We start from the raw sequence: 25,138 nt of genomic DNA, 5'->3' as shown, positions 1-25,138 counted from the left end.
AGGGAATCTCGCATGACGATATCCACTCTCGACGGCAGCGGCTCCAAGGGTCTGCTCGCCGAGTATCGCAGGGAAGTCGGGAAACGACGCCTTTATGGCATCGGTTTCCTCGTCGGCCTTGTTGTTATCGCCATAGCTGCCTCTGTTGTTGCCGACGTTCGGCCGGGCACACTGGTTGAAAATCTCTTTCGCTTTACAAGTTATCTCGGGCGCATTCTGCCAGACCTGACCATCGCCAATTTCTGGGGCGACATGGCCGCCTGGTACTGGAATATCGGTGGCTGGCTCAAGATGCTCTTCGAGACGTTGCTGATCGCCTATCTCGCCACGCTGATCGGGGCGGTTATCGCTTTTGCGGCTTCCTTCGCAGCGTCCTCCAATATGGCCCCGAACTCGACGGTGCGTTTCATCGTTCGTCGTGGACTAGAACTGCTGCGGACCGTGCCTGAAATCGTGTTCGCCTTGCTATTTGTTATCGCTTTCGGTCTGGGACCAATGGCCGGTGTGCTGGCTCTGATGCTTCACACGACCGGCGCGCTCGGCAAACTCTTTTCGGAAGTAGTCGAAAACATCGACATGCGGCCGGTGGAAGGTATCCGTGCTTCCGGCGGCTCCGGCCTTCAGGTCATCCGCTTTGCCGTACTGCCACAGGTCGCCGCCAATTTCGCCTCCTACGGGTTGCTGCGCTTTGAAATCAATGTGCGCGGCGCTTCCGTCATGGGCTTTGTCGGTGCAGGCGGTATCGGTCAGGAACTGCTCACTTCCATCCGGCAATTTTATTACAGCGATGTCAGCGCCATCCTGTTGCTGATTATCATCACGATAGTCGTGATCGATCTCATCACCCAGCGTGTGCGTCACGCGCTTCTGGGCCGCATCGGTTAAAGGGGAGCTTCTCATGACAGACATTGCGCAAAGCCTCTCCCGCGAAGCCCATGCCCACGAAAAGGAATTGCGCGCGGAATATGCGGAACTGTTCGGCAATGCGCGCACATGGCGCAATCTGACGATTGCAGGCGTGCTCATCATCGCCTCGTTGTGGTTTGCCTTCTACTGGCTGGATTTTTCGCTGCTGCGTATCCTGAACGGCTTCGGTCGTCTCGGCGATTTCGCCTTGATGATGCTGCCACCGGCATCCAATGGCCGTTTCAGCCTATATCTGTGGTCAATGCTGGAAACGCTGGCCATTGCCTATCTGGGCACGCTTTTGGCCGCCATACTGGCCTTTCCGTTCGGGTTTCTGGCGGCGAAGAACATCATCCCGAACATCTTCCTGCATTTCGGCATACGTCGCTTTCTCGATACCATCCGTGGCGTCGATACACTGATCTGGGCGCTGATCTGGGTGTCAGTGGTGGGGCTTGGACCTTTCGCCGGTATTCTGGCTATCGCCTGTTCCGACTTTGGCGCTTTCGGCAAGCTGTTTTCGGAAGCCATTGAAGGCGCGGACAAGAAGCCGGTTGAAGGCGTGCTGTCGTCGGGAGGCAACCGCCTGCACGGCTATCGCTTCGGCATACTGCCGCAGGTTCTGCCGCTGATCGGTAGTCAGGTTCTGTACTTCTTCGAGTCCAACACGCGCTCGGCAACGATCATCGGTATTGTCGGGGCAGGCGGCATCGGCGCGCATCTGGCCGAACAGATCAAGGTTTTGAACCTTCAGGACGTTTCGTTCCTGATCATCATGATCCTGATTGCTGTTGCGGTTATCGACTGGTTCTCGTCCAAGCTGCGTCATGCCATGATCGGCAAGAAGGCACAGAAATCGGTATAGAGCGGTTATTAGAAACCGCTCTATACATTCATTCATACGCATTATCTGACGCAAAACCGCTTCGCACTTTTGCTGGAAATGCTCTTAACCGGTTATGAGCGTCTTGATACCATCGGCGACGAACTGAACGGCGAGTGCCGCCAGAATGACACCCAGCAAGCGGGTGAGAATGGATCGACCGGTTTCGCCAAGGAACCGGTCGACGCGTTCTGCGAGCAGAAGCACGACATAGGTAATGAGCAGGCAAACGAAGATCACCCCCAGAAGGGCGATACGCGGCCCGAAGCCATGGAATGAGTTCGACGTCAGCACGATGGCCGAGATCGCGCCGGGACCGGCGATAAGCGGTATTGCGAGCGGGAAGGCGGCAATATTGCGGATATGATCCTTGGTGATCGCGACTTCGGCACTCTTTTCTTTGCGCTCGGTTCGCTTCTCGAAAATCATTTCAAACGCGATCCAGAACAGCAGCAGACCACCGGCGACGCGGAAAGCCCCGATGGAAATACCGAACATGCCGAGGATCTGCACGCCTGCCACGGCAAAGAGCGCCATGACGATGAATCCGATGATGGAAGCGCGAAGCGCGACCTGACCGCGATGGTGACGATCCATGCCCGGCGTCAACGCTAGAAACAGCGGCGCCAGGCCCGGTGGATCGATCGTGACAAGAAGGGTGACGAAGGCGCTGAATACGGTATCGTAGAACCCCATGCTACTGTCGCCCTCTCATTGGTCTGTCACGATTGAATTCTAGACGATCAAGCCGCATTGGTCGATGCAAAGTGCCGGATCGAGCAACAAGCTTGCGCCATGTTTATGTGAATATCTTATAAGTCATTGATTTACAAAAACGATTTAGCCGCCGGAAATGGTCTCGAAATTGGCGTTTTGCGCTACTTTCCTTTATAAAGAGACTTTATCGATTCTGTTGAGAAAGATATCTGAATAGTGTCAGATCAAACCCCTCCACCCGGTTCCGACGATATGAATGGCGGCCCGAGCGGTATTGAGCCGATTTCCATTATCGAGGAAATGCAGCGCTCATATCTCGACTACGCCATGAGCGTTATCGTGAGCCGTGCTCTGCCCGACGTGCGCGACGGCCTGAAGCCAGTGCATCGTCGTATCCTTCACGCCATGAACGAGATGAATCTCGCCTATAACCGCCCCTACCGTAAATCGGCGGGTGTGGTCGGTGAGGTCATGGGTAAGTATCACCCGCATGGCGATGCCTCGATCTACGATGCCCTCGTGCGTATGGCGCAGGATTTCTCCATGCGCGATCCGCTTGTCGACGGGCAGGGCAATTTCGGCTCCATCGACGGTGATCCCCCGGCGGCAATGCGTTATACCGAATGCCGTCTGGAAAAACTCACCGAAGCCCTTCTGTCGGACATCGACAAGGACACGGTCAATTTCCAGGACAATTACGACGGTCGCGAACGGGAACCGGTGGTTATGCCAGCGCGTTTCCCGAACCTGCTCGTCAATGGTTCGGGCGGTATTGCGGTCGGTATGGCGACCAATATTCCGCCGCACAACCTTGCCGAAGTCATCGATGGCTGCATCGCGTTGATTGAAAATCCAGCCATCCCGCTGGAAGAAATCATGGAGATCATTCCGGGTCCCGATTTCCCGACCGGAGGCATCATTCTTGGACGTGCGGGCATCAATTCCGCCTATACGACCGGGCGCGGTTCGGTGATCATGCGTGGACGCGCGGCAATCGAGCCAATGCGCGGCGACCGCGAAGCCATTATCATAACCGAGATTCCGTATCAGGTGAATAAGGCCTCGATGATCGAGAAAATGGCCGAACTGGTGCGCGACAAGCGCATCGAAGGCATTTCCGATCTGCGCGACGAATCCGACCGTGAAGGCTATCGCGTCGTGGTCGAATTGAAACGTGACGCCGTTGCCGATGTCGTGCTGAATCAGCTCTATCGCTACACGCCGCTGCAGACCTCGTTCGGCTGCAACATGGTGGCGCTGAATGGCGGCAAGCCGGAACAGCTGACGCTGCTCGACATGCTGCGCGCCTTCGTGGCCTTCCGCGAGGAAGTCGTCACCCGCCGCACCAAGTTCCTGCTGAACAAGGCGCGCGACCGTGCGCATGTGTTGGTGGGTCTGGCGATTGCGGTTGCCAATATCGATGAAGTGATCGCACTGATCCGTCGCGCGCCCGATCCAACGACCGCGCGTGAACAGTTGATGGAGCGCCGCTGGCCCGCCGCTGACGTTGCACCGTTAATCCGCCTGATCGACGATCCACGTCACCGCATCAATGAAGACAACACCTATAACCTCTCCGAAGAACAGGCCCGCGCCATTCTCGAATTGCGTCTGCAGCGCCTGACGGCGCTCGGACGTGACGAAGTGGCGGACGAACTGAACAAGATCGGCGAGGAAATCCGCGATTATCTGGATATCCTGTCGTCGCGTTTGCGCGTCATGACCATCGTCAAGGACGAGATGATTGCCGTTCGTGACGAGTTCGGCACGCCACGCCGCACCGAAATCGGTTTCGGCGGCGCGGAAATGGACGATGAAGACCTGATCGCTCGCGAAGACATGGTCGTCACCGTCAGCCATGCGGGCTATATCAAGCGCGTTCCGCTGACGACCTATCGCGCACAGCGCCGCGGTGGCAAAGGCCGTTCCGGCATGGCGACGAAGGATGAAGATTTCGTCACCCGCCTGTTTGTCGCCAATACGCATACGCCGGTTCTGTTCTTCTCCTCGCGTGGCATTGTCTACAAGGAAAAGGTCTGGCGCCTGCCGGTCGGCACACCGCAATCGCGCGGCAAGGCTCTCATCAACATGCTGCCGTTGCAGCAGGGCGAGCGCATCACGACCATCATGCCGTTGCCGGAGGATGAAGATTCCTGGGCAAATCTGGACGTCATGTTCTCGACCACGCGCGGTACGGTTCGCCGTAACAAGCTGTCGGACTTCGTTCAGGTCAACCGCAACGGCAAGATCGCGATGAAGCTCGAGGATGACGGGGATGAAATCCTCTCCGTCGATACCTGTACGGAATTCGACGACGTGCTTCTAACCTGCGCCGGCGGCCAGTGTATCCGCTTCCCGGTTACCGATGTGCGCGTCTTCGCAGGCCGCAACTCGATCGGCGTGCGCGGCATTAATCTGGCGGATGGCGACAAGGTCATCTCCATGGCGATCCTGCACCATGTCGAAGCCGATGCCTCGCAGCGTTCCGCCTATCTCAAGCGTTCGATTGCCGAACGCCGGGCGCAAGGCGCGGACGATGCCGACGATATCGTCGTTGTTGGTGAGGAAGTCGGTACCGACGCCGAACTTTCCGAAGAGCGGTATCAGGAACTGAAGGCGCGCGAACAAACCGTGCTGACGGTCAGCGAATATGGCTACGGCAAACGTTCATCGTCTTACGAGTTCCGTGTTTCGGGCCGTGGCGGCAAGGGCATCCGTGCCACCGACACGTCGAAGACCGACGAAATCGGCAAGCTCGTTTCGCTATTCCCGGTCGAAGCAAGTGACCAGATCCTGCTCGTCTCCGATGGTGGCCAGCTGATCCGCGTGCCTGTCGATGGTATCCGTCTCGCGGGCCGTTCGACCAAGGGTGTTACGATCTTCAACACGGCTGATGGTGAAAAGGTTGTTTCCGTCGAGCGTATTTCCGAAACGGATAGCGACGAGGAAAACGGCAATGGTGACGTTGAGGGTGGCGAATCCGCGCCCGGAGGCGAAGCACCCGCAGCCAGCGAAGAATAAGCAAACTAGCCGGGCTTGATGCCCCGGTTGGAGTAAGCGCAATGAAAAAGGCCGATGGCAAAACCATCGGCCTTTTTCAGATGCCAAGACTGGAGGAATTGGCGATCTTCTAATCAGGTTGCGTCATTACGACAGATAGTTGATTTGTTTCGGGAATACCGCCGGTGATGTGTTCTTCTTCTGGATGCTCAATCTCAAGCCGAAAGGCGAGTGTTCAAGCCAGGAAGATACGAATTACCGTGAGCGCATGTTGCGCATGCTGTTGAGGTCGAAGGCCACCTGACGCACGCGTTGGCGTTTGGCTTCGTTCTCCTCGAGGAGCAATATGATTGCCGATGCGGCCATTGCGACCATCATGGATAATGCCAGAAGAAAGATCATCATCGTCATATCCTTTCGACATACATACGCTTCAGAAACGAAAAGGTTGCACCAAACTTGCGCCTATTCTGGTAAATCGGTTGTGAACTTGCCGTGAAATCATCGTTCACATCGCGTTCAATTGGTTTCTTGGTTTCTATTTTCTTATCGTTCTGGTTCTTGTTGAAAATCCTGTCAGAAAAGGCTAGCTGGAAGAAATGACAATCGCGATCTATGCGGGCTCCTTCGACCCGGTGACAAACGGCCATATGGATGTCCTGAAAGGTGCTTTGCGCCTTGCCGATGAGGTTATTGTCGCCATTGGCGTGCATCCCGGTAAGAAGCCGCTGTTCAGTTTTGAGGAACGCGTGGAACTGATCGGCCAGAGCGCGAAAGCTGTTCTTGGCGGTGATGGAGCGCGCGTTTCCGTTATCTCCTTTGATGGATTGGTGATCGACTCGGCGCGCAAGCATAAGGCGCAGCTGATGGTGCGCGGCCTGCGCGACGGCACCGATCTCGATTACGAAATGCAGATGGCGGGCATGAACGGCACTATGGCGCCGGAATTGCAGACCGTTTTCCTGCCGGCCGATCCTGCCGTGCGCACCATTACCGCCACATTGGTTCGCCAGATTGCGTCCATGGGCGGCGATATCAGGCCTTTCGTACCGGCTGTTGTGGCCGCTGCCCTTGAAGCAAAATTCAAATCCTGAGGTTTGGGAGTTTTTCGATCATGAAATTTATCCGTTCGGCGCTTGCCGCTGCCGCGATTTTTACACTGTCTCAAGGCGTGATGGCCTCCATCGCCAATGCGGCGGACACGCTCGTTCTGAAGCTCAAGGACGGTGATGTCGCAATCCAGCTGCGTCCCGACCTCGCGCCGAAGCATGTGGCCCAGATCGAGAAGCTGGCAAGCGAAGGCGCCTATGACGGCGTTGCCTTCCATCGTGTCATTCCGGGCTTCATGGCCCAGACCGGCGATGTCGAATTCGGCAATATGAACAAGGGCTTTGACGCGTCGCGCGTGGGCACCGGCGGCTCCAAACTGCCTGATATCAAGGCTGAATTCTCGAAAGAACCTTTCGTGCGCGGCACGGTGGGCATGGCCCGCAGCCAGAGCCCGAATTCCGCCAATTCGCAGTTCTTCATCATGTTCGACGACGGTGCTTTCCTGAATGGCCAATATACGGTTGTCGGCAAAGTTGTCAGCGGCATGGAAGCCGTGGACAAGATAAAGAAGGGCAGCGAATCCGATAATGGGTCCGTCGAAAACCCGGACAAGATCGTCAAGGCGACCATTCAGAAATAAATATCCAATACAACGCGTCTTATCGAACGCATTGAAACAGGAGAGGCCCAATGGCTTACAAAGACCCCGAAAACACGCTCGTTCTGGAAACCACCAAGGGCAATGTCGTGCTCGAACTCTATCCCGACCTGGCTCCGGGCCATGTCGAGCGCATCAAGGAACTGGCGCGTGAAGGCGCTTATGATGGCGTCGTGTTCCACCGTGTCATTGACGGCTTCATGGCGCAGACCGGCGATGTGAAGTTCGGCAAGTCGGGCGGCGAATATTTCAACGGCTCGCGCGCTGGCATGGGCGGTTCGGACAAGCCGGACCTGAAGGCTGAGTTCTCCAACACCCAGCACAAGCGCGGCACGGCTTCGATGGCACGTAGCCAGAACCCGAATTCTGCCAACTCGCAGTTCTTCATCTGCTTTACCGATGCTCCCTGGCTGGACCGCCAGTACACCGTATGGGGTCAGGTCATTGAAGGCATGGACAATGTCGACAAGATCAAGCGCGGCGAGCCGGTCACCGACCCGGACAAGATCGTGTCTGCCCGCATCGCAGCCGACGCCTGATCGACTATTTCCAATGAAAATTGCGGCTCCGGTTCATACCGGGGCCGCAGCTATGTACGAGGCCTATCATGCGTGTTGATCTTTTCGATTTCGATCTGCCGGAAGAGCGTATTGCCCTGCGCCCAGCGGAGCCGCGCGATCATGCGAGGCTTTTGCGTGTTGTTCCGGGCCAGCCTTTCGAGGATCGTCACGTCTATGATCTGCCCGATCTTCTGCAGCCGGGCGATGCGCTTGTTTTTAATGATACCAAGGTGATACCGGCACAACTTGAAGGTATGCGCGAACGCGACGGCAATATCAGCCAAGTCAGCGCAACCTTGCATATGCGGATGGGACCAGATCGCTGGGCGGCGTTTCTGCGCCCGGCCAAGCGCGTCAAGGAAGGCGACCGCATCCGCTTCGGTCATTCCGGTTCAAGCTGCTTTCTTGGCACCCTCGACGCAACCGTTGCCGAGAAAGGCGAGGCGGGCGAGGCGCTTCTCGTGTTCGATCTGTCCAGCGCGATGCTGGATGAAGCAATCGCTGCTGTCGGACATATCCCGCTTCCACCTTATATCGCTTCGAAGCGCGCGGAAGACGACCGCGACCGCAGCGATTATCAAACCGTTTATGCCCGTGAGGAAGGCGCTGTCGCAGCCCCCACCGCCGGGCTTCATTTCACGCCCGACCTTCTGGAAAAGATCAAGGCCAAGGGCATTGAAGAGCATTTCGTGACGCTGCATGTCGGGGCGGGGACTTTCCTGCCCGTCAAGGCCGACGACACCACCGACCACAAAATGCATTCCGAGATCGGCTATGTCTCGCAGAAGACTGCGGATGCGCTGAACGCCGTGCATGAGCGCGGTGGCCGCGTGGTTTGTGTCGGCACGACGTCGCTCCGGCTCATTGAAAGTGCTGCGGGCGAGGATGGTCTCATTCGTCCTTGGTCCGGCCCGACCGACATCTTCATCACGCCCGGCTATAAATTCCGCGCAGTCGACATGCTGATGACCAATTTCCACTTACCGCGTTCGACGCTGTTCATGCTGGTTTCCGCCTTCAGCGGCCTCGACACCATGCGCGCTGCCTATGAACGCGCCATTGAAACCGGCTATCGCTTTTATTCCTACGGCGACGGCAGCTTGCTTGAACGCGCTTGACATAATAGACAACGGCCATGACCAGCGAAAATTTTGAATTCACAGTCCTCGCCCGCGACGGCGCGGCCCGTCAGGGTGAAATTTCCATGCCGCGCGGCGTGGTGCGCACGCCTGCCTTCATGCCGGTCGGCACAGCCGGAACAGTCAAGGCCATGTATATGGACCAGGTGAAGGACCTTGGCGCGGATATCATCCTCGGCAATACCTATCATCTCATGCTGCGCCCCGGCGCAGAGCGTGTTGCCCGCCTTGGCGGATTGCACGAATTCGGCGGCTGGAAAGGCCCGATCCTGACCGATTCCGGTGGTTTTCAGGTCATGTCGCTGGCACAATTGCGCAAGCTTGATGAGAAGGGCGTGACCTTCCGCTCGCATATCGACGGCAAAGCCTATGAAATGACGCCGGAGCGTTCCATCGAAATTCAGGGCCTGCTGGATAGTGATATCCAGATGCAGCTCGATGAATGCGTGGCGTTGCCATCGCCGGAAAAGAACACCGAGCGCGCGATGGAACTGTCGCTTCGCTGGGCCGAGCGTTGCAAGGTGGCCTTTGGCGACCAGCCGGGCAAGGCCATGTTCGGCATTGTGCAGGGCGGCGACAATGCCCGTCTGCGCGAGCGTTCAGCCGAAGCGCTGAAAGCCATGGACCTCAAGGGCTATTCGGTGGGTGGCCTTGCTGTCGGCGAGCCGCAGAACGTCATGCTGGACATGCTGGAAGTCGTCTGTCCGATCCTGCCCGCTGAAAAGCCGCGCTATCTGATGGGCGTCGGCACGCCGGACGATATTTTAAAATCTGTCGCGCGCGGCATCGACATGTTCGACTGCGTCATGCCAACCCGCGCAGGGCGTCACGGTCTGGCCTTCACGCGTTTTGGCAAGGTCAATCTGCGCAATGCGCGCCATGCTGACGATCACCGTCCGCTCGATCCGGAATCCGATTGCCCGGCGTCGCGCGACTACAGTCGCGCCTATCTGCACCATCTGGTGAAGTCCGGTGAAGCACTCGGCGCCATGCTGCTGACCTGGAACAATCTGGCCTATTACCAGTATCTGATGAAGGGCATCCGCGCAGCGATTGCCGAAGGGCGATTCAACGATTTTGCCGCTGAAACCACCGCGGGGTGGGAGCGGGGAGACATTCCGGCTCTGTGATTCGCAGACTGTTAAATAAAAGGGCGCTCGGCGCCCTTTTTTCTTAAATACTGTCAGTTTTCTGTCAGCATGTTTTCCAAACGGCAGAGAACGGCACGCTGCTCTTCATCAGTGACAATCTCGCATTCCATCAATTTGGAACACTCAAGCCCGGCCACGGCCAGATAGACGATCAGCGCCGTATCGGGATCGGTCGTATCCTTGATCATGCGGTCGAGAAATGTCCGATGGTACTGGCGAACGGGCACCATGAAACCCGGATCTTCGGCAAGTGCCGCAAGAACGCCACAAGCGGGTGGTTCATCGTCGGCCTGAACGCGGTAAACATCCAGAAAAGCCCGCGCAACGCGGTTTTTATCGCCGGACTGGAGCGTTTCCTGAACCTCCATCGCGCGCTCATGTTCTTTCATATATTCTTCGACAACGCCCTCAAGCAGCTTTGCCTTGGTCGGAAAAGAATAAAGCAATCCGCCTTTCGACAGCCCGGCTCGGGCGGCAACGGCGTCAAGTGAAATATGAGCCGGCCCCACTTCCCGGGCTAGCTCAACTGCCGCGCGTAAAATACGATCACGCGAAGAGACCTTCTTTTTAGCTAACAACTTCGCCGGGTCTCCTGACAGTTCATGAGTTGACAATACCGTCCAGACGGTACAGTTATTCGCTCCGCTAATTCAAGTAAAATACGCGCGACCTTTGTGTGATGGCCAAGGGATGCGCTCAACGTCCCCCCTCGACGCTTTTTAACAGCGTTCAGGGCGCCACCCCGGAGTACAACCGCAATGATAAAGCGCCTAATTCTGGCAATCGTGTTCCTGGTGATCGTCGTCGGGGGGCTTGTCGGCTTCAATCTGTTCAGATCGAAGGCCATCAAGGACTTTTTCGCCACTATGCAGCAGCCAGCCCAGACGGTTTCGACCATCACGGTTGAGCCGGGTACATGGCAGCCGGGTGTTGAAGCCATCGGTACGGCTCATGCGCTGAACGGCGTTGACCTGACGGTTCAGCTCGACGGTATCGTGCAGAAGATTAACTTCACCTCCAATCAGGACGTGAAGCAGGGCGATGTGCTGCTGCAGCTGGAAGACAGCATCCAGAAGGCTGATCTTGTCGCCGCCGAGGCGCAGGCCGTTCTTGCCCAGCAGAATCTGAAGCGCGCCGATACGCTGCGGACACGCGGCGTCGGTGCCGTTTCTAACGTCGATACGACGGCATCGGTCGCCAATGCCGCTGAAGCAGCGGTCGAAAAGATGCGCGCAACGCTGGCGCAGAAGACGGTGAAGGCACCGTTTTCCGGCGTTATCGGTATCGCCAAGGTCGATATCGGTCAGTATCTGACGCCCGGCACGGTGATTGCCACCTTGCAGGACACCAACATGATGCGCATCGATTTCACTGTGCCGGAACAGTCGCTGGCCTCCATCAAGCTCGGCCAGACCGTCAAGGTCGGCTCCACGGCTGAAAACCTCGACTTCACCGGCACGATTGTCGGTATCGATCCGAAGATCGACCCGACCACACGCCTTGTTTCTGTGCGCGCCGAAGTCAAGAACCCGGATCACAAGCTGACGCCTGGTCAGTTCGTGCAGGTGCGCGTTGAACTGCCTGAAGAAAGCAATGTGTTCGCCATTGCGCAGACTTCGATCGTGTCGAGCCTTTATGGCGATTATGTCTATGCCGTTCGCCCGGAAAAGAAGGCCGAAGAGGGTAAGGCCAATGCGGAAGCAGCAAAGCCAGCCGAAGAGGCCAAGACACCTGCTGCCGATGCAAAGCCCGCAGAAGGCGAAAAGCTGGTCGCGCAGCAGGTCTTCGTCAAGCTTGGCCGTCGCTACAATGGCGTGGTGGAAATCACCAGCGGCCTCAAGGCAGGCGACATCGTCATCACCGCTGGCCAGAACAGGCTTTCGCCCGGCGTTCCGGTGAACATCGACAACGCGGTTAACCCGGCCAATCCGGCTGACAAGAAATAGGCGAACCGATGAGTTTTTCAGATATTTTCATTCGGCGACCCGTTCTTGCAACGGTGGTCGCCCTCATGATCATTCTCCTCGGCCTTCAGGGTATCGCGCAGCTTTCGGTGCGCGAATATCCGAAGGTTGACGAAACGGTCATCACCATCACCACCAACTATGCCGGTGCCAGCGCTGAACTCATTCAGGGTTTCATAACCGCGCCTATCGCTGAATCGGTCGCGACGACAGAAAACATTGACTATGTGACCTCGTCCAGCCGCCCATCGTCGAGCACGGTGACGGTGCAGATGAAGCTTGGCGCCAATCCGGATGCCGCGCTGACGGAAGTTATCGCCAAGGTCAATCAGGTTCGCGGCGATCTGCCGGATGAATCCGATGATCCGATCATCGTCAAGGGGACGGGCCAGAGCTTCGCAACCATGTATCTGGCTGCGCAGAACCCGAACATGACCAGCGAGCAGATCACCGAATATCTGGAACGCGTCATCCAGCCGCGCATGTCCACCATTCAGGGCGTCGCCAAGGCTGAAATCCTCGGTGGTCAGGTCTATTCGATGCGCGTCTGGCTTGATCCGATCCAGCTGGCGGCGCGTCAGATCACAGCACCGGAAGTGCTGGCCGCAATCAATGCGTCGAACTTCCTGTCGGCCCCCGGCACGACCAAAAACGAATATGTCGCGTCGGCGATCACGCTCAAATCCACGCTGCAAACACCGGAAGCCTTCGGCGCAATGCCGATCAAGACTTCGGGTGATGAAGTCGTGCGCCTGCGCGATGTGGCGAAGGTGGAACTGGCGGCCCAAAGCACGGACACCATCGTGTCGTTCAACGGCTCGGCTGGTACGTTCCTTGGCGTTTATCCGACACCAGCGGCAAACCCGATCGACATGGCGGCTGCCGTCAACAAGGAACTGCCATCAATCCAGAACTCGCTCCCGGAAGGCATGTCTCTGGTTCTGGTCTATGACGCGACCGAACAGATCAGTTCGTCGATCAAGGAAGTGTTCACGACCATCGGCGAAGCTGTGGCCATTGTTATTCTGGTCATCATCGTCTTCCTTGGTTCGTTCCGTTCGGTTCTGATTCCGATTGTGACCATTCCGATCTCGCTGATCGGTGTGTGCTTCTTCCTGTTCGCGCTTGGTTTCTCGATCAATCTTCTCTCGCTGCTGGCCATGGTTCTGGCTATCGGCCTCGTGGTCGATGATGCCATCGTCGTTCTGGAGAATATTCACCGCCACATCGAAGAGGGCCTGCGTCCTATGGATGCCGCCTTCAAAGGTATGAAGGAAATCACCGGCTCGATCATCGCCATGACGATCACGCTGGCGGCCGTGTTTGCTCCGCTCGGTTTCACCGGCGGTCTGACCGGCGCGCTGTTCCGCGAATTCGCCTTCACGCTGGCGGGTGCCGTTATCATCTCCGGTGTGGCGGCCTTGACCATCTCTCCGATGATGTGCTCGCGCATGCTCAAGCATGGCAGCGAAACGCGGTTTCAGAAGTTCATCGACCGCACCTTCTCGCGTGTCGAGAAATGGTATCATCGCCGGGTCTCCAACTCGCTGAACTATCGCGGCATTACGCTAATGATCGTTGTGGCGCTAATGGGCCTGACAGGCTTTCTGTTCATGAACACATCGAGCGAACTGGCTCCTGAAGAAGATTCGGGCGCACTGTTCTCAATGTTCCAGGCGCCGCAATATGCGACTTCGGCCTATACGAACCTTTACGCCGAACAGATCGATGCGCTGACGAAGGATTTGCCTGAGCAGAAGACCCGTTTCCAGATCGTCGGCATGGATGGCGGCACCACCTCTGGAATCGCACTCTGGGTGCTAAGCGACTGGAACGACCGTACTCGTTCGCAGAAGCAGATTCAGGAAGACCTCACCAACCGTCTGACCAAAGTTGCCGGCGTGCAGGCTTTCGTCTTCGCTCCACCATCGCTTCCGGGCACAGGTGGCGGTTTGCCGATCTCGATTGCCTTGCAGTCTACGGGCCCGGCGGACACGGTTTTCGAACTGGCCGAAGAGATCAAGAACGAAGCGCAAGCTTCGGGACAGTTCATCATCGTGCAGAACTCGCTGTCCTTCAACGCGCCGGAAACGACGATCACCATCGACCGTGACCGCGCGGCAACGCTTGGCGTGCAGGTCAGTGATATCGGTGCAACGCTCGGCCTACTGACTGGTGGTGCGTCGATTGCCAAGTTCGACCGCGATTCGAACAGCTATGACATCATCACGCAGGTGCCTGATGTCTATCGTTCGAATCCCGAAAAGCTTGGTGAATTCTATGTCCGCAGCGTTTCGGGTTCGATGATCCCGCTATCATCAGTCATCACGATCACGCAGAACGCATCGCCTGCCGCAATCGAGCAGTTCAACCAGCTCAATTCGGCGACGATTTCGGCGCTGCCTCTGCCGGGCGTCACCACCGGCCAGGGCCTGCAAACGCTTGTGGATCTGACCAAGGCGAAGATGCCGGAAGGCTTCTTCCTGGATTATTCCGGTCAGTCGCGTCTGGAAGTGGAGCAGGGCAACACCATCCTGATCGCCTTCGGCCTCGCCGTTATCGTGATCTATCTGGTTCTGGCTGCGCAGTTCGAAAGCTTCCGCGATCCGTTCATCATCATGATGTCGGTGCCGCTTTCGATCTTCGGCGCTATCGTGCCGCTCAATATCGGTCTCGGCACGCTGAACATCTACACGCAGGTTGGTCTCATCACCCTTGTCGGGCTGATAACCAAACACGGCATTCTGATGGTGGAATTCGCCAATCAGCAGCGCCGCCTGCACGGGCTTTCGCGTCGCGATGCAATCGTCGCCGCCGCTGAAACCCGTCTGCGTCCGATCCTGATGACCACCGCAGCCATGGCGCTTGGCGTCGTTCCGCTGATCATTGCAACCGGCGCCGGTGCCGCCGCCCGTTATTCGATGGGTCTGGTGATTTTCACCGGTATCGTGATTGGTACGATGTTTACGCTGTTCGTGGTGCCAATGTTCTACACCTTCATCGCGAAGAAGGATGTGGAAGGCGAGTATGTGGCTTCGCCGGAAGAGGGGCATGATTCAGCCCCGGCACAACCACATTAGGATTGTTCGATCACTCTTAGTTGCTTTGAATTAAGTATAGGGCGCCCTATTTCTAGGGTGCCCTATTTCTTTGCGGCAGTTGTAACTGCAGTATTCAAGCCCATATGAGCCAGCATGATACCTTTATCCGTACTCGATCTTTCGCCCGTTCCCGATAACAGCGATGCCGGACAGTCTCTGCGCAACACGCTTGAGCTTGCACAGCGCGCGGAGAAACTTGGCTTTCATCGCTATTGGCTGGCCGAACATCACAATATGCCCGGCATTGCCAGTGCCGCCACATCGGTCGTGATCGGCTATGTCGCGAATGGCACTTCGACGATTCGCGTCGGCGCGGGTGGCATCATGCTGCCGAACCATTCGCCGCTGGTGATTGCCGAGCAGTTCGGCACGCTGGCGTCGCTTTTTCCTGGCCGTATCGATCTCGGCCTTGGCCGCGCGCCCGGAACCGACCAGATCACGGCGCACGCCTTGCGGCGCAATCTCGACGGCGATGCCAGCGCATTCCCGCAGGACGTGGTTGAACTGCTCAATTATTTCAAACCGGCGGAACCCGCCCAGCGCGTCCGCGCCGTTCCAGGCGAGGGGCTTGAGGTTCCGGTCTGGATTCTAGGTTCAAGCCTGTTCGGCGCGCAGCTTGCGGCCATGCTGGGCCTGCCATACGCTTTTGCATCGCATTTTGCACCAGCGGAGATGGAACGCGCCATCGCGCTTTATCGCGAGCGTTTCGAGCCATCGGAATATATGCAGAAGCCTTACGTCATGCTCGGCCTCAACGTGATCGCAGCAGATACCGACGAAGAGGCGCATTATCTCTTCACCTCGCAATTGCAGGCATTCGTAAACCTGCGCAGCGGTCGTCCCGGAAAATTACCCGCACCTGTAGCCGGCTACATGGAGCAGCTTGATCCGGCAGCCCAGGCGCTTGTCCGCCAGATGCTGTCGTGCCGCGTGGTCGGCGGGCCTGAAACGGTGGCAAAGGGCATTCAGGCCTTTGCCGAAAGCACCGGCGCTGATGAGTTGATGATCACCGGCATGATCCACGATCACAAGAAGCGCCTGCGCTCCTACGAGATTGTCAGCAACTCGATAGCGTGAGGATCGAATTCGCGATTGACTTCACCCAGAAGCCAATCGCGAAACGCATTGACTGCAGGCGTGTTTGCGCGCGCCTTCGGTGTGACGAAATAATAGCTGCTGGGGCTTTTGACCGTGTGCGGGTAGGCCACCACAAGCTGCCCGCTGTCGATTTCCGAGCGGATCAGAAAAAGCGGCATGAGGGCAACGCCCAGCCCCGCGATGCAAGCCTGCGAAACATTGGAAAACTGTTCAAACCGCATGCCACCCGGCGCTGGCACGGTGATATCAAGGCTGCGGAACCAGTGATCCCACGCTCCCGGTCGCGAAGCCATGTTGAACAAGGGCAGCCGAAGAAGATCGGTGGGCGCTGACACCGGGTTCTCCTTCAAAAAAGCCGGGCTGCAAACCGGCGCAACCGTTTCATCCATCAAAAACACGCAATCGCCATTCGGCCAATCCGGCTGGCCGATGTGAATGGCCGCGTCCAGACCTTCACGGTCAAAGTCGAACTGGCCGATACGGGTCGCGAAATTCAGAATAATATCCGGAAATTGTGCCACAAAGCGCGGAATACGCGGAATGAGCCAGCGCGTGCCGAATGTGGGCAGAAAAGCGAGGTTCAATGTTTTGCCACGCATCTGCGACATGACCTGAAGCGAAGCGGCCCGAATAACCGAAAGGGCAGGCGCAACGGCATTAAAATAAGCGCGTCCCGCATCCGACAGCACGACGTGGCGGCTGGTGCGGTCGAAAAGTGCTGTGCCAAGCTGTTCTTCGAGCGTCGCGATCTGACGGCTGACCGCGCCTTGTGTCAGCGCGAGTTCTTCTGCAGCCGCAGAAAAGCTTGCAAGCCGCGCAACAGCGTCAAACGCCGCAAGCGCACTGGTGGAGGGAAGGAGCCGTCGCGAGAGTGTCGTCATGATCTATTACTAAATGGAATAGATCGATGAGTAAACATCGTTTGCAGCCTGACGCCCTGCGGTTCATAGTCCGGTCAATTCTGAAATGAGGAGAATTTCTAATGTCGCGTACGGCCTTTAACTGGGAAGATCCCTTTCTGCTCGACGAACAGCTGACCGAAGACGAGCGCATGATCCGCGACTCCGCGAAGGCATTCGCGAGCGACGTTCTGCTGCCGCGTGTGGAAAAGGCCTATCTCGACGAAACCACCGACCCGGAACTGTTCCGCCTCATGGGCCAGTCTGGCCTTCTCGGCGTGACGCTGCCGGAAGAATATGGCGCGGCCAATGCCGGTTATGTTGCCTATGGCCTCGTAGCGCGCGAAGTCGAGCGCGTTGATTCCGGTTATCGTTCGATGATGAGCGTACAGTCCTCGCTCGTCATGTATCCGATCTACGCCTATGGCTCTGACGAACAGCGCAAGAAATATCTGCCGGGTCTCGTCTCCGGCGAGTTGATCGGCTGCTTCGGTCTGACCGAACCGGATGCCGGTTCCGACCCTGCAGGCATGAAGACCCGCGCCGAAAAGATCGACGGCGGCTATCGCCTGACCGGCTCAAAGATGTGGATTTCGAATTCGCCAATCGCTGACGTGTTCGTGGTGTGGGCCAAGTCCGCAGCCCATGACAATGCCATTCGCGGCTTCGTGCTTGAAAAGGGCATGAAGGGGCTTTCCGCCCCGAAGATCGGTGGCAAGCTGTCGCTCCGCGCTTCGATCACCGGCGAAATCGTCATGGACGGCGTGGAAGTCTCGGAAGACGCGCTGCTGCCAAACGTATCGGGCCTCAAGGGTCCGTTCGGCTGCCTCAACCGTGCGCGCTACGGCATTTCGTGGGGCGTTCTGGGCGCCGCCGAAGATTGCTGGTTCCGCGCGCGTCAATACGGCCTCGACCGCAAGCAGTTCGACAAGCCGCTGGCTGGCACGCAGCTTTACCAGAAGAAGCTCGCCGACATGCAGACCGAAATCACGCTCGGCCTTCAGGCATCGCTGCGCGTCGGTCGTCTGTTCGACGAAGGCAAGATGGCCCCGGAAATGATCTCCATCGTCAAGCGCAACAATTGCGGCAAGGCGCTCGATATCGCCCGTCAGGCCCGCGACATGCATGGCGGCAACGGTATCCAGATCGAATACCACGTCATGCGCCACGCGCAGAACCTCGAAACCGTGAATACCTATGAAGGCACGCATGACGTTCACGCGTTGATCCTTGGACGCGCGCAGACCGGCATTCAGGCTTTCTTCTGATCGTAACCGCCCGCACTATCCTCCCAAGGCCCGCTCGCTTCTCGCGGGCGGGCTTTTCTACTTTCTCGAGGTATCCGAAATGCAGAACACACCGCTTGACGGTTTGAAGGTGGTTGAACTGGCCCGTATTCTGGCAGGCCCGTGGGTCGGTCAGACGCTTTCCGATCTGGGAGCGGACGTTATCAAGGTCGAAAGCCCGGAAGGCGACGATACGCGCAAATGGGGGCCTCCCTTCATTGAAGTCGAAGGCGAGAAGTCGGCTGCCTATTTCCATGCCTGCAATCGCGGCAAACGCTCGATTACAGCGGATTTCCGCTCGGAAGAAGGGCAGGAGCTGGTGCGCCGCCTCGCGGCCGATGCAGATATTGTCATTGAGAATTTCAAACTCGGCGGCCTCGATAAATATGGACTTGATTATGAGAGCCTCAAGGCCGTCAATCCGCGCCTTATCTACTGCTCCATCACCGGTTTCGGCCATGATGGCCCTTATGCCGAAAGGGCAGGTTATGACTTCATGATCCAGGGCATGGGCGGGATCATGGATCTGACTGGCGAGCCGGACCGTGAACCGCAGAAGATCGGCGTGGCTTTTGCAGACATTTTCACCGGCCTTTATAGCGTGATTGCCATCCAGTCGGCGCTGATCATGCGCCAGCGCACGGGCAAGGGGCAGCACATCGATATGGCGCTGTTCGACTGCATGTCAGCAGTTCTCGCCAATCAGGCCATGAACTATCTGGCTTCCGGCGTATCCCCGAAGCGCATGGGCAACGCACATCCCAATATCGCGCCATATCAGACGCTGCCGGTTTCCGACGGCTATTTCATCATCGCTTGCGGCAATGACGGCCAGTTTGGCCGGCTGGTCGGCCTGTTGGAGCTTGCTGAGCTTGCGAGCGACGAACGTTTTGCCACCAATGCTGCCCGTGTCGCGAACCGGACGGCACTGACAGAACGGCTGGAAGAGCGCACGCGGCGATGGAAGCGCGACGACCTTCTGGCGCGTCTGGAAAAGATCGGCGTTCCGGCCGGGCCAATCAACTCGGTTGCCGATGTCTTTGCCGATCCGCAATTCATCGCACGTGGGATGAAGATCGATCCGCAGGGCGTACCGGGGTTGCGTACGCCGATCCGCTTCTCGGATGCCGAACTGAAAACCGACCATCGCTCACCCAATCTGGGCGAACATAGCGAAATGATCCGATCTGAACTGGATCGCAAATGAAGTGATCAACCCCGCTCCGGCGGGGTTTTCTTTGCGCTGGAGAAGCACTTTCTTAAGCCGGAAAACAAAAACGCCCGAAAGGGCGTTTGCTTAAAATCTAACGATTTCAATTCTCTATAAAGAGAATGGTGCGGTCGAGAAGACTCGAACTTCCACGGGTTGCCCCACAGCGACCTCAACGCTGCGCGTCTACCAATTCCGCCACGACCGCCCGTGGTAGAAGCCGAATTGCTCCGGCGAGTGGGCATTTAGCAAATCACCTTGGGGTGCACAAGCCCCATCTGCATCATCAGCCAATCTTTTTCGAAAAGAATGTGAAAAACCGCGTCGCGTTCACCATCACCAATACTGGGAACCCTTATTTTGCGGGCTTTTTCAAAGGCTTCCCTCGGATGATATTTTTTCAGAAAATCTTCACAGAGCCCGTCTTGGGAGCGCAAAAACAGCTGACACGATCAGCAAGTCCGAAGAATCGCGAATCCTCGCTCCAGAAGATTCGTGAAAAACTGAAAAATCAGCCCGCTATGCCCTGAAGACGCCGGATATCCTCCAGACGTTTGATCGTTTCGACATATCCGGCATCGATTGCCTCGGAAGCGCGGTGAAAATCTGCAAGGCCAATCTGGCCAACCACAGGCATCAGCGAAAGGTCTGGTGGATCGCCCGCCATACGTGCACGGGAAATGCGGTCCTGGATGATGTTGAAGGCGTCCATCATCACGCCGGTGATTCCCAGACGCGCTTCCTTTTCGCCATGGACAGCGCCGGGCAGACTTTCCTGACGCATCTGCGCGTGTTTGATGACCGCTGCGCGGCCATACTGATCGTAATGAAGGTTGACCGCCAGAACGAGCCGCTGCTCATAGGCGCGGCAAACGGAAACCGGCACAGGATTGACAAGCGCACCGTCGACAAGCACGCGCTCGTCCCAGCGCACGGGTTCAAACACGCCGGGCAGGGCATAGGAAGCCCGCATGGCATCCACAAGCGGCCCCGACGACAGCCATATCTCATGGCCGGTACGCAACTCCGTGCAGACCGCCACAAAGGGCCGTGTAAGCTCTTCTATCCGCAGGCCATCGAGATGTTCACGAAGGCGTCCATCGAGCTTCATGCCGCCGAAAAGACCGCTGCCGCGAAAGGTAATGTCGAGGAGATTGAACATGCGGCGTCGGGTCAGGCTGCGGGCGAATTCTTCCAGCTCGTCCAGCTTGCCCGCCAGATAACAGCCCCCGACAAGCGCGCCGATGGATGTGCCGGCAATCATTTCGATTTTGATATTGGCCTCGTCCAGCGCGCGCAGCACACCGATATGCGACCAGCCGCGTGCAGCACCGCCGCCAAGCGCCAGCGCAATCTTGCGCGGCTCACGCTTGATTTCAGGCTTCTCAATGACTTCCTGAGCAGGTGCTTCGACGTCTACACTGACAGTCCTGCGCCTTACCCCCCAGTTAAGCATCACCACGGACACCTCATCGTTTCGTTCAGACTAGCGAAACTTGGTATCCAAAGAATAAATGCTGCAAATTGATGACGCGAGACCTATTCGCGTCATCACATCGAATTGAAAACGATCAATGATCGTGATCGCAAGCGCCGTTTGCTTCCATTTCCAGCGTCGTTTCACCGTTCTCGGTAACCACCTGCCGGTAGAAGCAGGACCGGCGTCCGGTGTGGCAAGTGGGACCGTCGCCAGCGACGCGAACCTTCAGCCACAAGGCGTCCTGATCGCAATCGGTGCGCAATTCGATGACGCTTTGCAGATTGCCGGACGTTTCACCCTTCTTCCAAAGTGTGTTGCGCGAGCGTGACCAGTAATGCGCGATGCCCGTTTCCAGCGTCAGGCTCAGCGCCTCCGCATTCATATGAGCCACCATCAAAAGCACGCCGTCCCGTTCATCGGTGACGACAGCCGTGATGAGGCCGGAAGCGTCGAAGCGCGGCATGAATACCGCACCTTCTTCTATCGTCTTTTTATCGGAAGGCTGGGCAGGGAAGGTCGTCATTGTCTCGCCTGAAACGGATAAGAGGCACGGGCTTTATACCACGTGCCTCGAAATATTTGAAAAACGTCGGTCATGCATGCCCGAAAAGCCGAAACCTTTCGGGACAGTGCATTATTTGCTGCGCGAGAGGGTCATGAAGCGCACCTGTTCATCCACCTTGGTCTTCATCTCACCGGTGAAGGTGGTGGTGATGGTGGTCGAACCCTGCTTGCGGATACCGCGCATGGCCATGCACATATGCTCGGCCTCGATCATCACGGCAACGCCGCGTGGCTTCAGAATGGTCTGAATGCTGTCGGCGATCTGGGCGGTGATGCTTTCCTGCGTCTGCAGGCGATGCGCGAAAATATCGACCACGCGGGCGATCTTCGACAGGCCGACAACCTTGTGGTCGGGCAGATAGGCGACATGCGCCTTGCCGATGATCGGAACCATATGGTGTTCGCAATGCGAGAAGAAGGAAATGTCCTTCACCAGCACCATATCGTTATAACCGGCGACTTCTTCGAACACGGTGCCAAGCACTTCTTCGGGGCTTTCCGCATAACCGGAAAAAAGCTCCTTATAGGCTTTGGCAACACGCTTTGGCGTTTCCAGAAGGCCTTCGCGGTCCGGATTATCGCCAGCCCACAGCAAAAGCGTGCGGACTGCCGCTTCCGCGTCGGCCTGCGTTGGCGTGCCGTGCAACGGGGTTACATTTGCCTGCTTCTTCGAAGGCAGGCCGGATTCGTCATCTTCTTTGAGGATGCGCGCGTCCATCAGTATTCTCCAGTAGTCTCCTTCGGGGAGGAGACGAGTTAAACGGACAATACAACGATACGCTTTGCGAGCGGGCGATGTATTGATCCGGCGGTTTAGGCCCACCGGACAGGTTTTCATGCCGCCACCACGGCGTTGTGCTAAAACATGATACCTGAAAGCACAAAGGCTTTTTTATACGTTATCATGCTCTAAAACACACTATCAGAACGTTCAACAATAGTTTTAAGTCCAACGTCCTGACACCATCCAAAGTGCAGGCATTACTTGCCTAATATATAGGGAGTAAATTGCAACTTCAAACTGCCGTCGAAAAACATTTTTTTGTTTTTTCTCAGGCTGGTGTCACCATTGTGAAATTCGTATCATTTCGGCGCAATGAAAAGCGGCAGGGGCAGGATTCGAAATCAGCTGAATCTGGCGCTATCTACGGATTTGAAGTTCCTGACTGCTGGCACCATGTAAGAACATGAGGCTGCATAGCCAGCATACCGGGCGGAAGGCTCACGCATATGATCGACGACATTTACAACAAGCGCATTCTGGAATTTGCGGGCAATATGGAGCGTATCGGTCGTTTGGCCGAGCCGGATGCCGTCGCAACGATGCATTCCAAACTGTGCGGTTCGACGGTCACCGTCTATCTCAAGATGGCCAATGGTGTCGTCACCGATTTTGCGCATGAGGTGAAGGCGTGTGCACTGGGGCAGGCGTCCTCGTCGGTCATGGCGCGCAATATCATTGGCGCGACCGCCGACGAACTGAAAGCCGTCCGCGGTGCAATGTATGCCATGCTCAAGGAAAACGCCCCGGCTCCGGAAGGGCGATTCGAAGACCTCAAATATTTCGAGCCGGTGCGCGAATACAGGGCCCGCCATGCATCGACGCTTCTGACCTTCGATGCTATTGTCGATTGCATTCGCCAGATCGAAGACAAAGCCAAGGCCGCCTGACGCCATGTGTTCCTGTGGTAAAGACCACACGACTGATACGCCGCCTCAAGCAAAGCGATACAGCCGCAACTTCACCGATGGCTGGCGCAAAACGCCGGGGAGGGTGTTTGGCACGGCATTCGTTCGACTCTATCAGCTGACGCTGTCGTCGCTGATCGGCAACTCCTGCCGCCATATGCCGACCTGTTCCGAATATGCCTATGAGGCAATCGCCCGCCACGGCCTGTGGAGCGGCGGCTGGATGGGGCTTTTTCGCGTCATGCGCTGTGGCCCGTTCGGCACCCATGGTTTCGATCCGGTGCCGCGCGAACTGGCGGGCGACCTCAAATGGTATTTGCCCTGGCGCTACTGGCGCTGTTCGGCTCCTCACGACTAAATACCCATGTTTTTACGCGATGCTTAGAATTCATTAACGATATCAATGTTTCTTAGGGAATAAGAATTGAGGCATCGTTATGGTCTTTTTCAGGCCGCAATTTGCCTGCACATCCAGCTAGCAATTCCATATCCGCGAGCCATCATGCTAACATCGCCGTCCCGTTTCGCACGTTTCGTTGCTTCCGTAGCGTTTGGAGCCACCGTTCTGTGTGCCTCTACAGCATTGGCAAAGCCGTCGTGGGTCGTGTTCGACGCTGATAGCAATCGGATACTTGGTCAGGACGACGCGAATTTCCAGCGCGCACCGGCCTCGCTCGCCAAGATGATGACGCTCTACATCACATTCGAAGCGCTGAAGACGGGTCGTCTCCATTGGGATGACGAGATGCCCGTCTCCAAAAATGCCGCTGCGAAAGTCCGCATGAAGCTATGGCTCAAGCCGGAGCAAACCATTTCAGTGCGCGACACCGTCAATGCAATGATCATCATCTCGGCCAATGATGCTGCCACTGTGATGGGCGAATATATCGGCGGGTCCGAAGCGGCCTTCGGGCGTCTGATGACACAGCGCGCACGCCAGATCGGCATGAAGAGCACTTTCTTCGTCAATCCGTCAGGACTGACCGCCAATATGACGCAGCTCACCACAGCACGCGACATGGCGGTGCTTGGCATGGCGCTGCGCCGTGATTTCCCGGACCAATATGCGCTGTTTTCCCAGCGCTCCTTCACCTATCGCGGCCGGGTTTATAACGGCCACAACAACCTGATGTACCGTTATGGCGGCGTCGATGGAATCAAGACCGGCTATACGAATGTATCCGGCTACAATCTTGTTTCGTCCGCGATCATTGATGGCAAGCATCTTGTCGGCGTTGTTCTGGGCGCCGGGTCGGCAGGCGAGCGGGACGGCCAGATGGCCAAGCTTCTGACCCGCTATGGCAATGCCAGCGGCGAGGGCACGGCTGTGGCTATGGCAAAGCCGGTCGCTTTAGCGCCAGCGCAAAAAGCAGCTCCGAAAAGAGATTCGGTTGCGGACTTGATCGACGATTCCCAGATTGAACAGGGCGACGGCGGCTATCTCGTCGCATCGGCAGGCGCGGCGTGGCGCATTCAGCTTGCAGCAACACCCACGCGTGCCGGAGCCAACGAACTTCAGGAAAAGTTCCGTCCCGCGGTGGATCAGGTCGCTCATGGGCTGAAGGGCGAGATTTCGCCGGACGGCAAGCGCCGCAAGGTCTATCGCGTCTGGTTTGGCGGCTTCAAGGATTCCGCTTCCGCCGAAAAGGCCTGCGCCAAGTTGAAAAAGCAGAATATCGACTGCTTGCCTATCAAGGGCTGAAATCCCATTTACAAATTGGCTTATAAATCCCGACAAATAGCCTTGTCGGGATGCCGTGCTTTACTGGCCGGACAAAAAATA

Annotated in this window: 23 protein-coding genes and 1 tRNA gene; 16 read left to right on the top strand and 8 right to left on the bottom strand. The window is 57.0% G+C overall.

The genetic code is table 11. From position 1 onward, the window contains the following. Positions 1-12 precede the first annotated feature (12 nt). Positions 13-885 (top strand): phosphonate ABC transporter, permease protein PhnE, encoded by an 873-nt coding sequence (phnE, locus tag WIX40_RS08725; RefSeq protein ID WP_109370228.1) that lies wholly within the window; start codon positions 13-15, stop codon positions 883-885. 13 nt (positions 886-898) lie between these two features. Continuing rightward, complete coding sequence (phnE, locus tag WIX40_RS08720) at positions 899-1,771, top strand: phosphonate ABC transporter, permease protein PhnE (RefSeq protein WP_109368971.1); 873 nt, start codon at positions 899-901, stop codon at positions 1,769-1,771. Between the two features lie 84 nt (positions 1,772-1,855). Here the strand turns inward: phnE (WIX40_RS08720) and WIX40_RS08715 are convergent, their stop codons facing one another. Continuing rightward, on the bottom strand, positions 1,856-2,485 hold the full coding sequence (locus WIX40_RS08715; RefSeq protein ID WP_109368972.1) for a MarC family protein: 630 nt from the start codon (positions 2,483-2,485) through the stop codon (positions 1,856-1,858). Between the two features lie 273 nt (positions 2,486-2,758). Between WIX40_RS08715 and gyrA the strand changes: the two genes are divergently transcribed. Next, positions 2,759-5,527, top strand: a complete 2,769-nt coding sequence (gyrA, locus tag WIX40_RS08710; RefSeq protein ID WP_124915993.1) for a DNA gyrase subunit A — start codon at positions 2,759-2,761, stop codon at positions 5,525-5,527. Positions 5,528-5,761: 234 nt separating this feature from the next. Here gyrA and WIX40_RS08705 read toward each other — a convergent pair whose 3' ends face one another. Then, positions 5,762-5,911 (bottom strand): hypothetical protein, encoded by a 150-nt coding sequence (locus tag WIX40_RS08705; protein ID WP_167836029.1) that lies wholly within the window; start codon positions 5,909-5,911, stop codon positions 5,762-5,764. 194 nt (positions 5,912-6,105) lie between these two features. Here WIX40_RS08705 and coaD point away from each other — a divergent pair, with 194 nt between their 5' ends. The 5 genes from coaD (at position 6,106) to tgt (ending at position 10,043) form a co-directional block, all read left to right on the top strand. After that, positions 6,106-6,600 carry a pantetheine-phosphate adenylyltransferase gene (gene coaD, locus WIX40_RS08700; protein ID WP_109368974.1) on the top strand — a complete coding sequence of 165 codons (495 nt, stop codon included), beginning with the start codon at positions 6,106-6,108 and terminating at the stop codon, positions 6,598-6,600. Between the two features lie 20 nt (positions 6,601-6,620). Further along, positions 6,621-7,196, top strand: a complete 576-nt coding sequence (locus WIX40_RS08695; RefSeq protein ID WP_109368975.1) for a peptidylprolyl isomerase — start codon at positions 6,621-6,623, stop codon at positions 7,194-7,196. Between the two features lie 50 nt (positions 7,197-7,246). After that, positions 7,247-7,753 carry a peptidylprolyl isomerase gene (locus WIX40_RS08690; RefSeq protein WP_339439823.1) on the top strand — a complete coding sequence of 169 codons (507 nt, stop codon included), beginning with the start codon at positions 7,247-7,249 and terminating at the stop codon, positions 7,751-7,753. Between the two features lie 68 nt (positions 7,754-7,821). Next, on the top strand, positions 7,822-8,892 hold the full coding sequence (gene queA / locus WIX40_RS08685) for a tRNA preQ1(34) S-adenosylmethionine ribosyltransferase-isomerase QueA (protein WP_109368977.1): 1,071 nt from the start codon (positions 7,822-7,824) through the stop codon (positions 8,890-8,892). Between the two features lie 17 nt (positions 8,893-8,909). Beyond that, entirely contained in the window at positions 8,910-10,043 is a 1,134-nt protein-coding gene (tgt, locus tag WIX40_RS08680) for a tRNA guanosine(34) transglycosylase Tgt (RefSeq protein WP_109368978.1), read from the top strand. Between the two features lie 53 nt (positions 10,044-10,096). Here the strand turns inward: tgt and WIX40_RS08675 are convergent, their stop codons facing one another. Continuing rightward, positions 10,097-10,642: a TetR/AcrR family transcriptional regulator gene (locus WIX40_RS08675; protein WP_109368979.1), complete on the bottom strand. Its 546-nt coding sequence runs from the start codon at positions 10,640-10,642 to the stop codon at positions 10,097-10,099. A 180-nt stretch (positions 10,643-10,822) separates the two neighbouring features. Between WIX40_RS08675 and WIX40_RS08670 the strand changes: the two genes are divergently transcribed. The 3 genes from WIX40_RS08670 (at position 10,823) to WIX40_RS08660 (ending at position 16,206) form a co-directional block, all read left to right on the top strand. Further along, positions 10,823-12,010: an efflux RND transporter periplasmic adaptor subunit gene (locus tag WIX40_RS08670; RefSeq protein ID WP_109368980.1), complete on the top strand. Its 1,188-nt coding sequence runs from the start codon at positions 10,823-10,825 to the stop codon at positions 12,008-12,010. A gap of 8 nt (positions 12,011-12,018) precedes the next feature. After that, positions 12,019-15,108 (top strand): efflux RND transporter permease subunit, encoded by a 3,090-nt coding sequence (locus WIX40_RS08665; RefSeq protein ID WP_109368981.1) that lies wholly within the window; start codon positions 12,019-12,021, stop codon positions 15,106-15,108. A 114-nt stretch (positions 15,109-15,222) separates the two neighbouring features. Next, a complete protein-coding gene (locus WIX40_RS08660) occupies positions 15,223-16,206 on the top strand; it encodes an LLM class flavin-dependent oxidoreductase (RefSeq protein WP_109368982.1) in 984 nt (327 codons plus the stop codon). On the opposite strand, the gene WIX40_RS08655 is transcribed toward WIX40_RS08660, so the two are convergent. Further along, positions 16,176-17,108, bottom strand: a complete 933-nt coding sequence (locus WIX40_RS08655; RefSeq protein WP_109368983.1) for a LysR family transcriptional regulator — start codon at positions 17,106-17,108, stop codon at positions 16,176-16,178. The two genes, WIX40_RS08660 and WIX40_RS08655, sit on opposite strands and share 31 nt — an antisense overlap. Positions 17,109-17,209: 101 nt before the next feature. On the opposite strand from WIX40_RS08655, the gene WIX40_RS08650 reads away from it, so the two are divergent. Beyond that, positions 17,210-18,394 (top strand): acyl-CoA dehydrogenase, encoded by a 1,185-nt coding sequence (locus WIX40_RS08650; RefSeq protein WP_078338624.1) that lies wholly within the window; start codon positions 17,210-17,212, stop codon positions 18,392-18,394. A gap of 79 nt (positions 18,395-18,473) precedes the next feature. Next, positions 18,474-19,619, top strand: coding sequence for a CaiB/BaiF CoA transferase family protein (locus WIX40_RS08645; protein ID WP_109370229.1), 1,146 nt, complete (start codon positions 18,474-18,476; stop codon positions 19,617-19,619). Between the two features lie 126 nt (positions 19,620-19,745). Here the strand turns inward: WIX40_RS08645 and WIX40_RS08640 are convergent. The 4 genes from WIX40_RS08640 to folE form a co-directional block, all read right to left on the bottom strand. Next, positions 19,746-19,830: transfer RNA gene (locus tag WIX40_RS08640), tRNA-Leu, on the bottom strand. 303 nt (positions 19,831-20,133) lie between these two features. Next, positions 20,134-21,081 carry a patatin family protein gene (locus WIX40_RS08635; RefSeq protein WP_371831119.1) on the bottom strand — a complete coding sequence of 316 codons (948 nt, stop codon included), beginning with the start codon at positions 21,079-21,081 and terminating at the stop codon, positions 20,134-20,136. Positions 21,082-21,193: 112 nt separating this feature from the next. Next, entirely contained in the window at positions 21,194-21,625 is a 432-nt protein-coding gene (gene hisI / locus WIX40_RS08630) for a phosphoribosyl-AMP cyclohydrolase (RefSeq protein WP_109369079.1), read from the bottom strand. Positions 21,626-21,736: 111 nt separating this feature from the next. Beyond that, the gene (gene folE / locus WIX40_RS08625; protein ID WP_109369080.1) at positions 21,737-22,384 is read right to left on the bottom strand and encodes a GTP cyclohydrolase I FolE; all 648 of its coding nucleotides are present in this window, start codon (positions 22,382-22,384) and stop codon (positions 21,737-21,739) included. Between the two features lie 512 nt (positions 22,385-22,896). On the opposite strand from folE, the gene WIX40_RS08620 reads away from it, so the two are divergent. The 3 genes from WIX40_RS08620 (at position 22,897) to WIX40_RS08610 (ending at position 25,057) form a co-directional block, all read left to right on the top strand. After that, a complete protein-coding gene (locus tag WIX40_RS08620) occupies positions 22,897-23,337 on the top strand; it encodes an iron-sulfur cluster assembly scaffold protein (protein ID WP_109369081.1) in 441 nt (146 codons plus the stop codon). A 4-nt stretch (positions 23,338-23,341) separates the two neighbouring features. Then, positions 23,342-23,713 (top strand): membrane protein insertion efficiency factor YidD, encoded by a 372-nt coding sequence (gene yidD, locus WIX40_RS08615; RefSeq protein ID WP_109369082.1) that lies wholly within the window; start codon positions 23,342-23,344, stop codon positions 23,711-23,713. Positions 23,714-23,857: 144 nt separating this feature from the next. Next, positions 23,858-25,057, top strand: coding sequence for a serine hydrolase (locus WIX40_RS08610; protein ID WP_339439822.1), 1,200 nt, complete (start codon positions 23,858-23,860; stop codon positions 25,055-25,057). Positions 25,058-25,138: the final 81 nt, after the last annotated feature.

It is taken from the genome of Ochrobactrum teleogrylli, assembly GCF_037482325.1.
GTDB lineage: Bacteria > Pseudomonadota > Alphaproteobacteria > Rhizobiales > Rhizobiaceae > Brucella > Brucella teleogrylli.
This window is presented reverse-complemented; position numbering and strand designations above follow the sequence as displayed.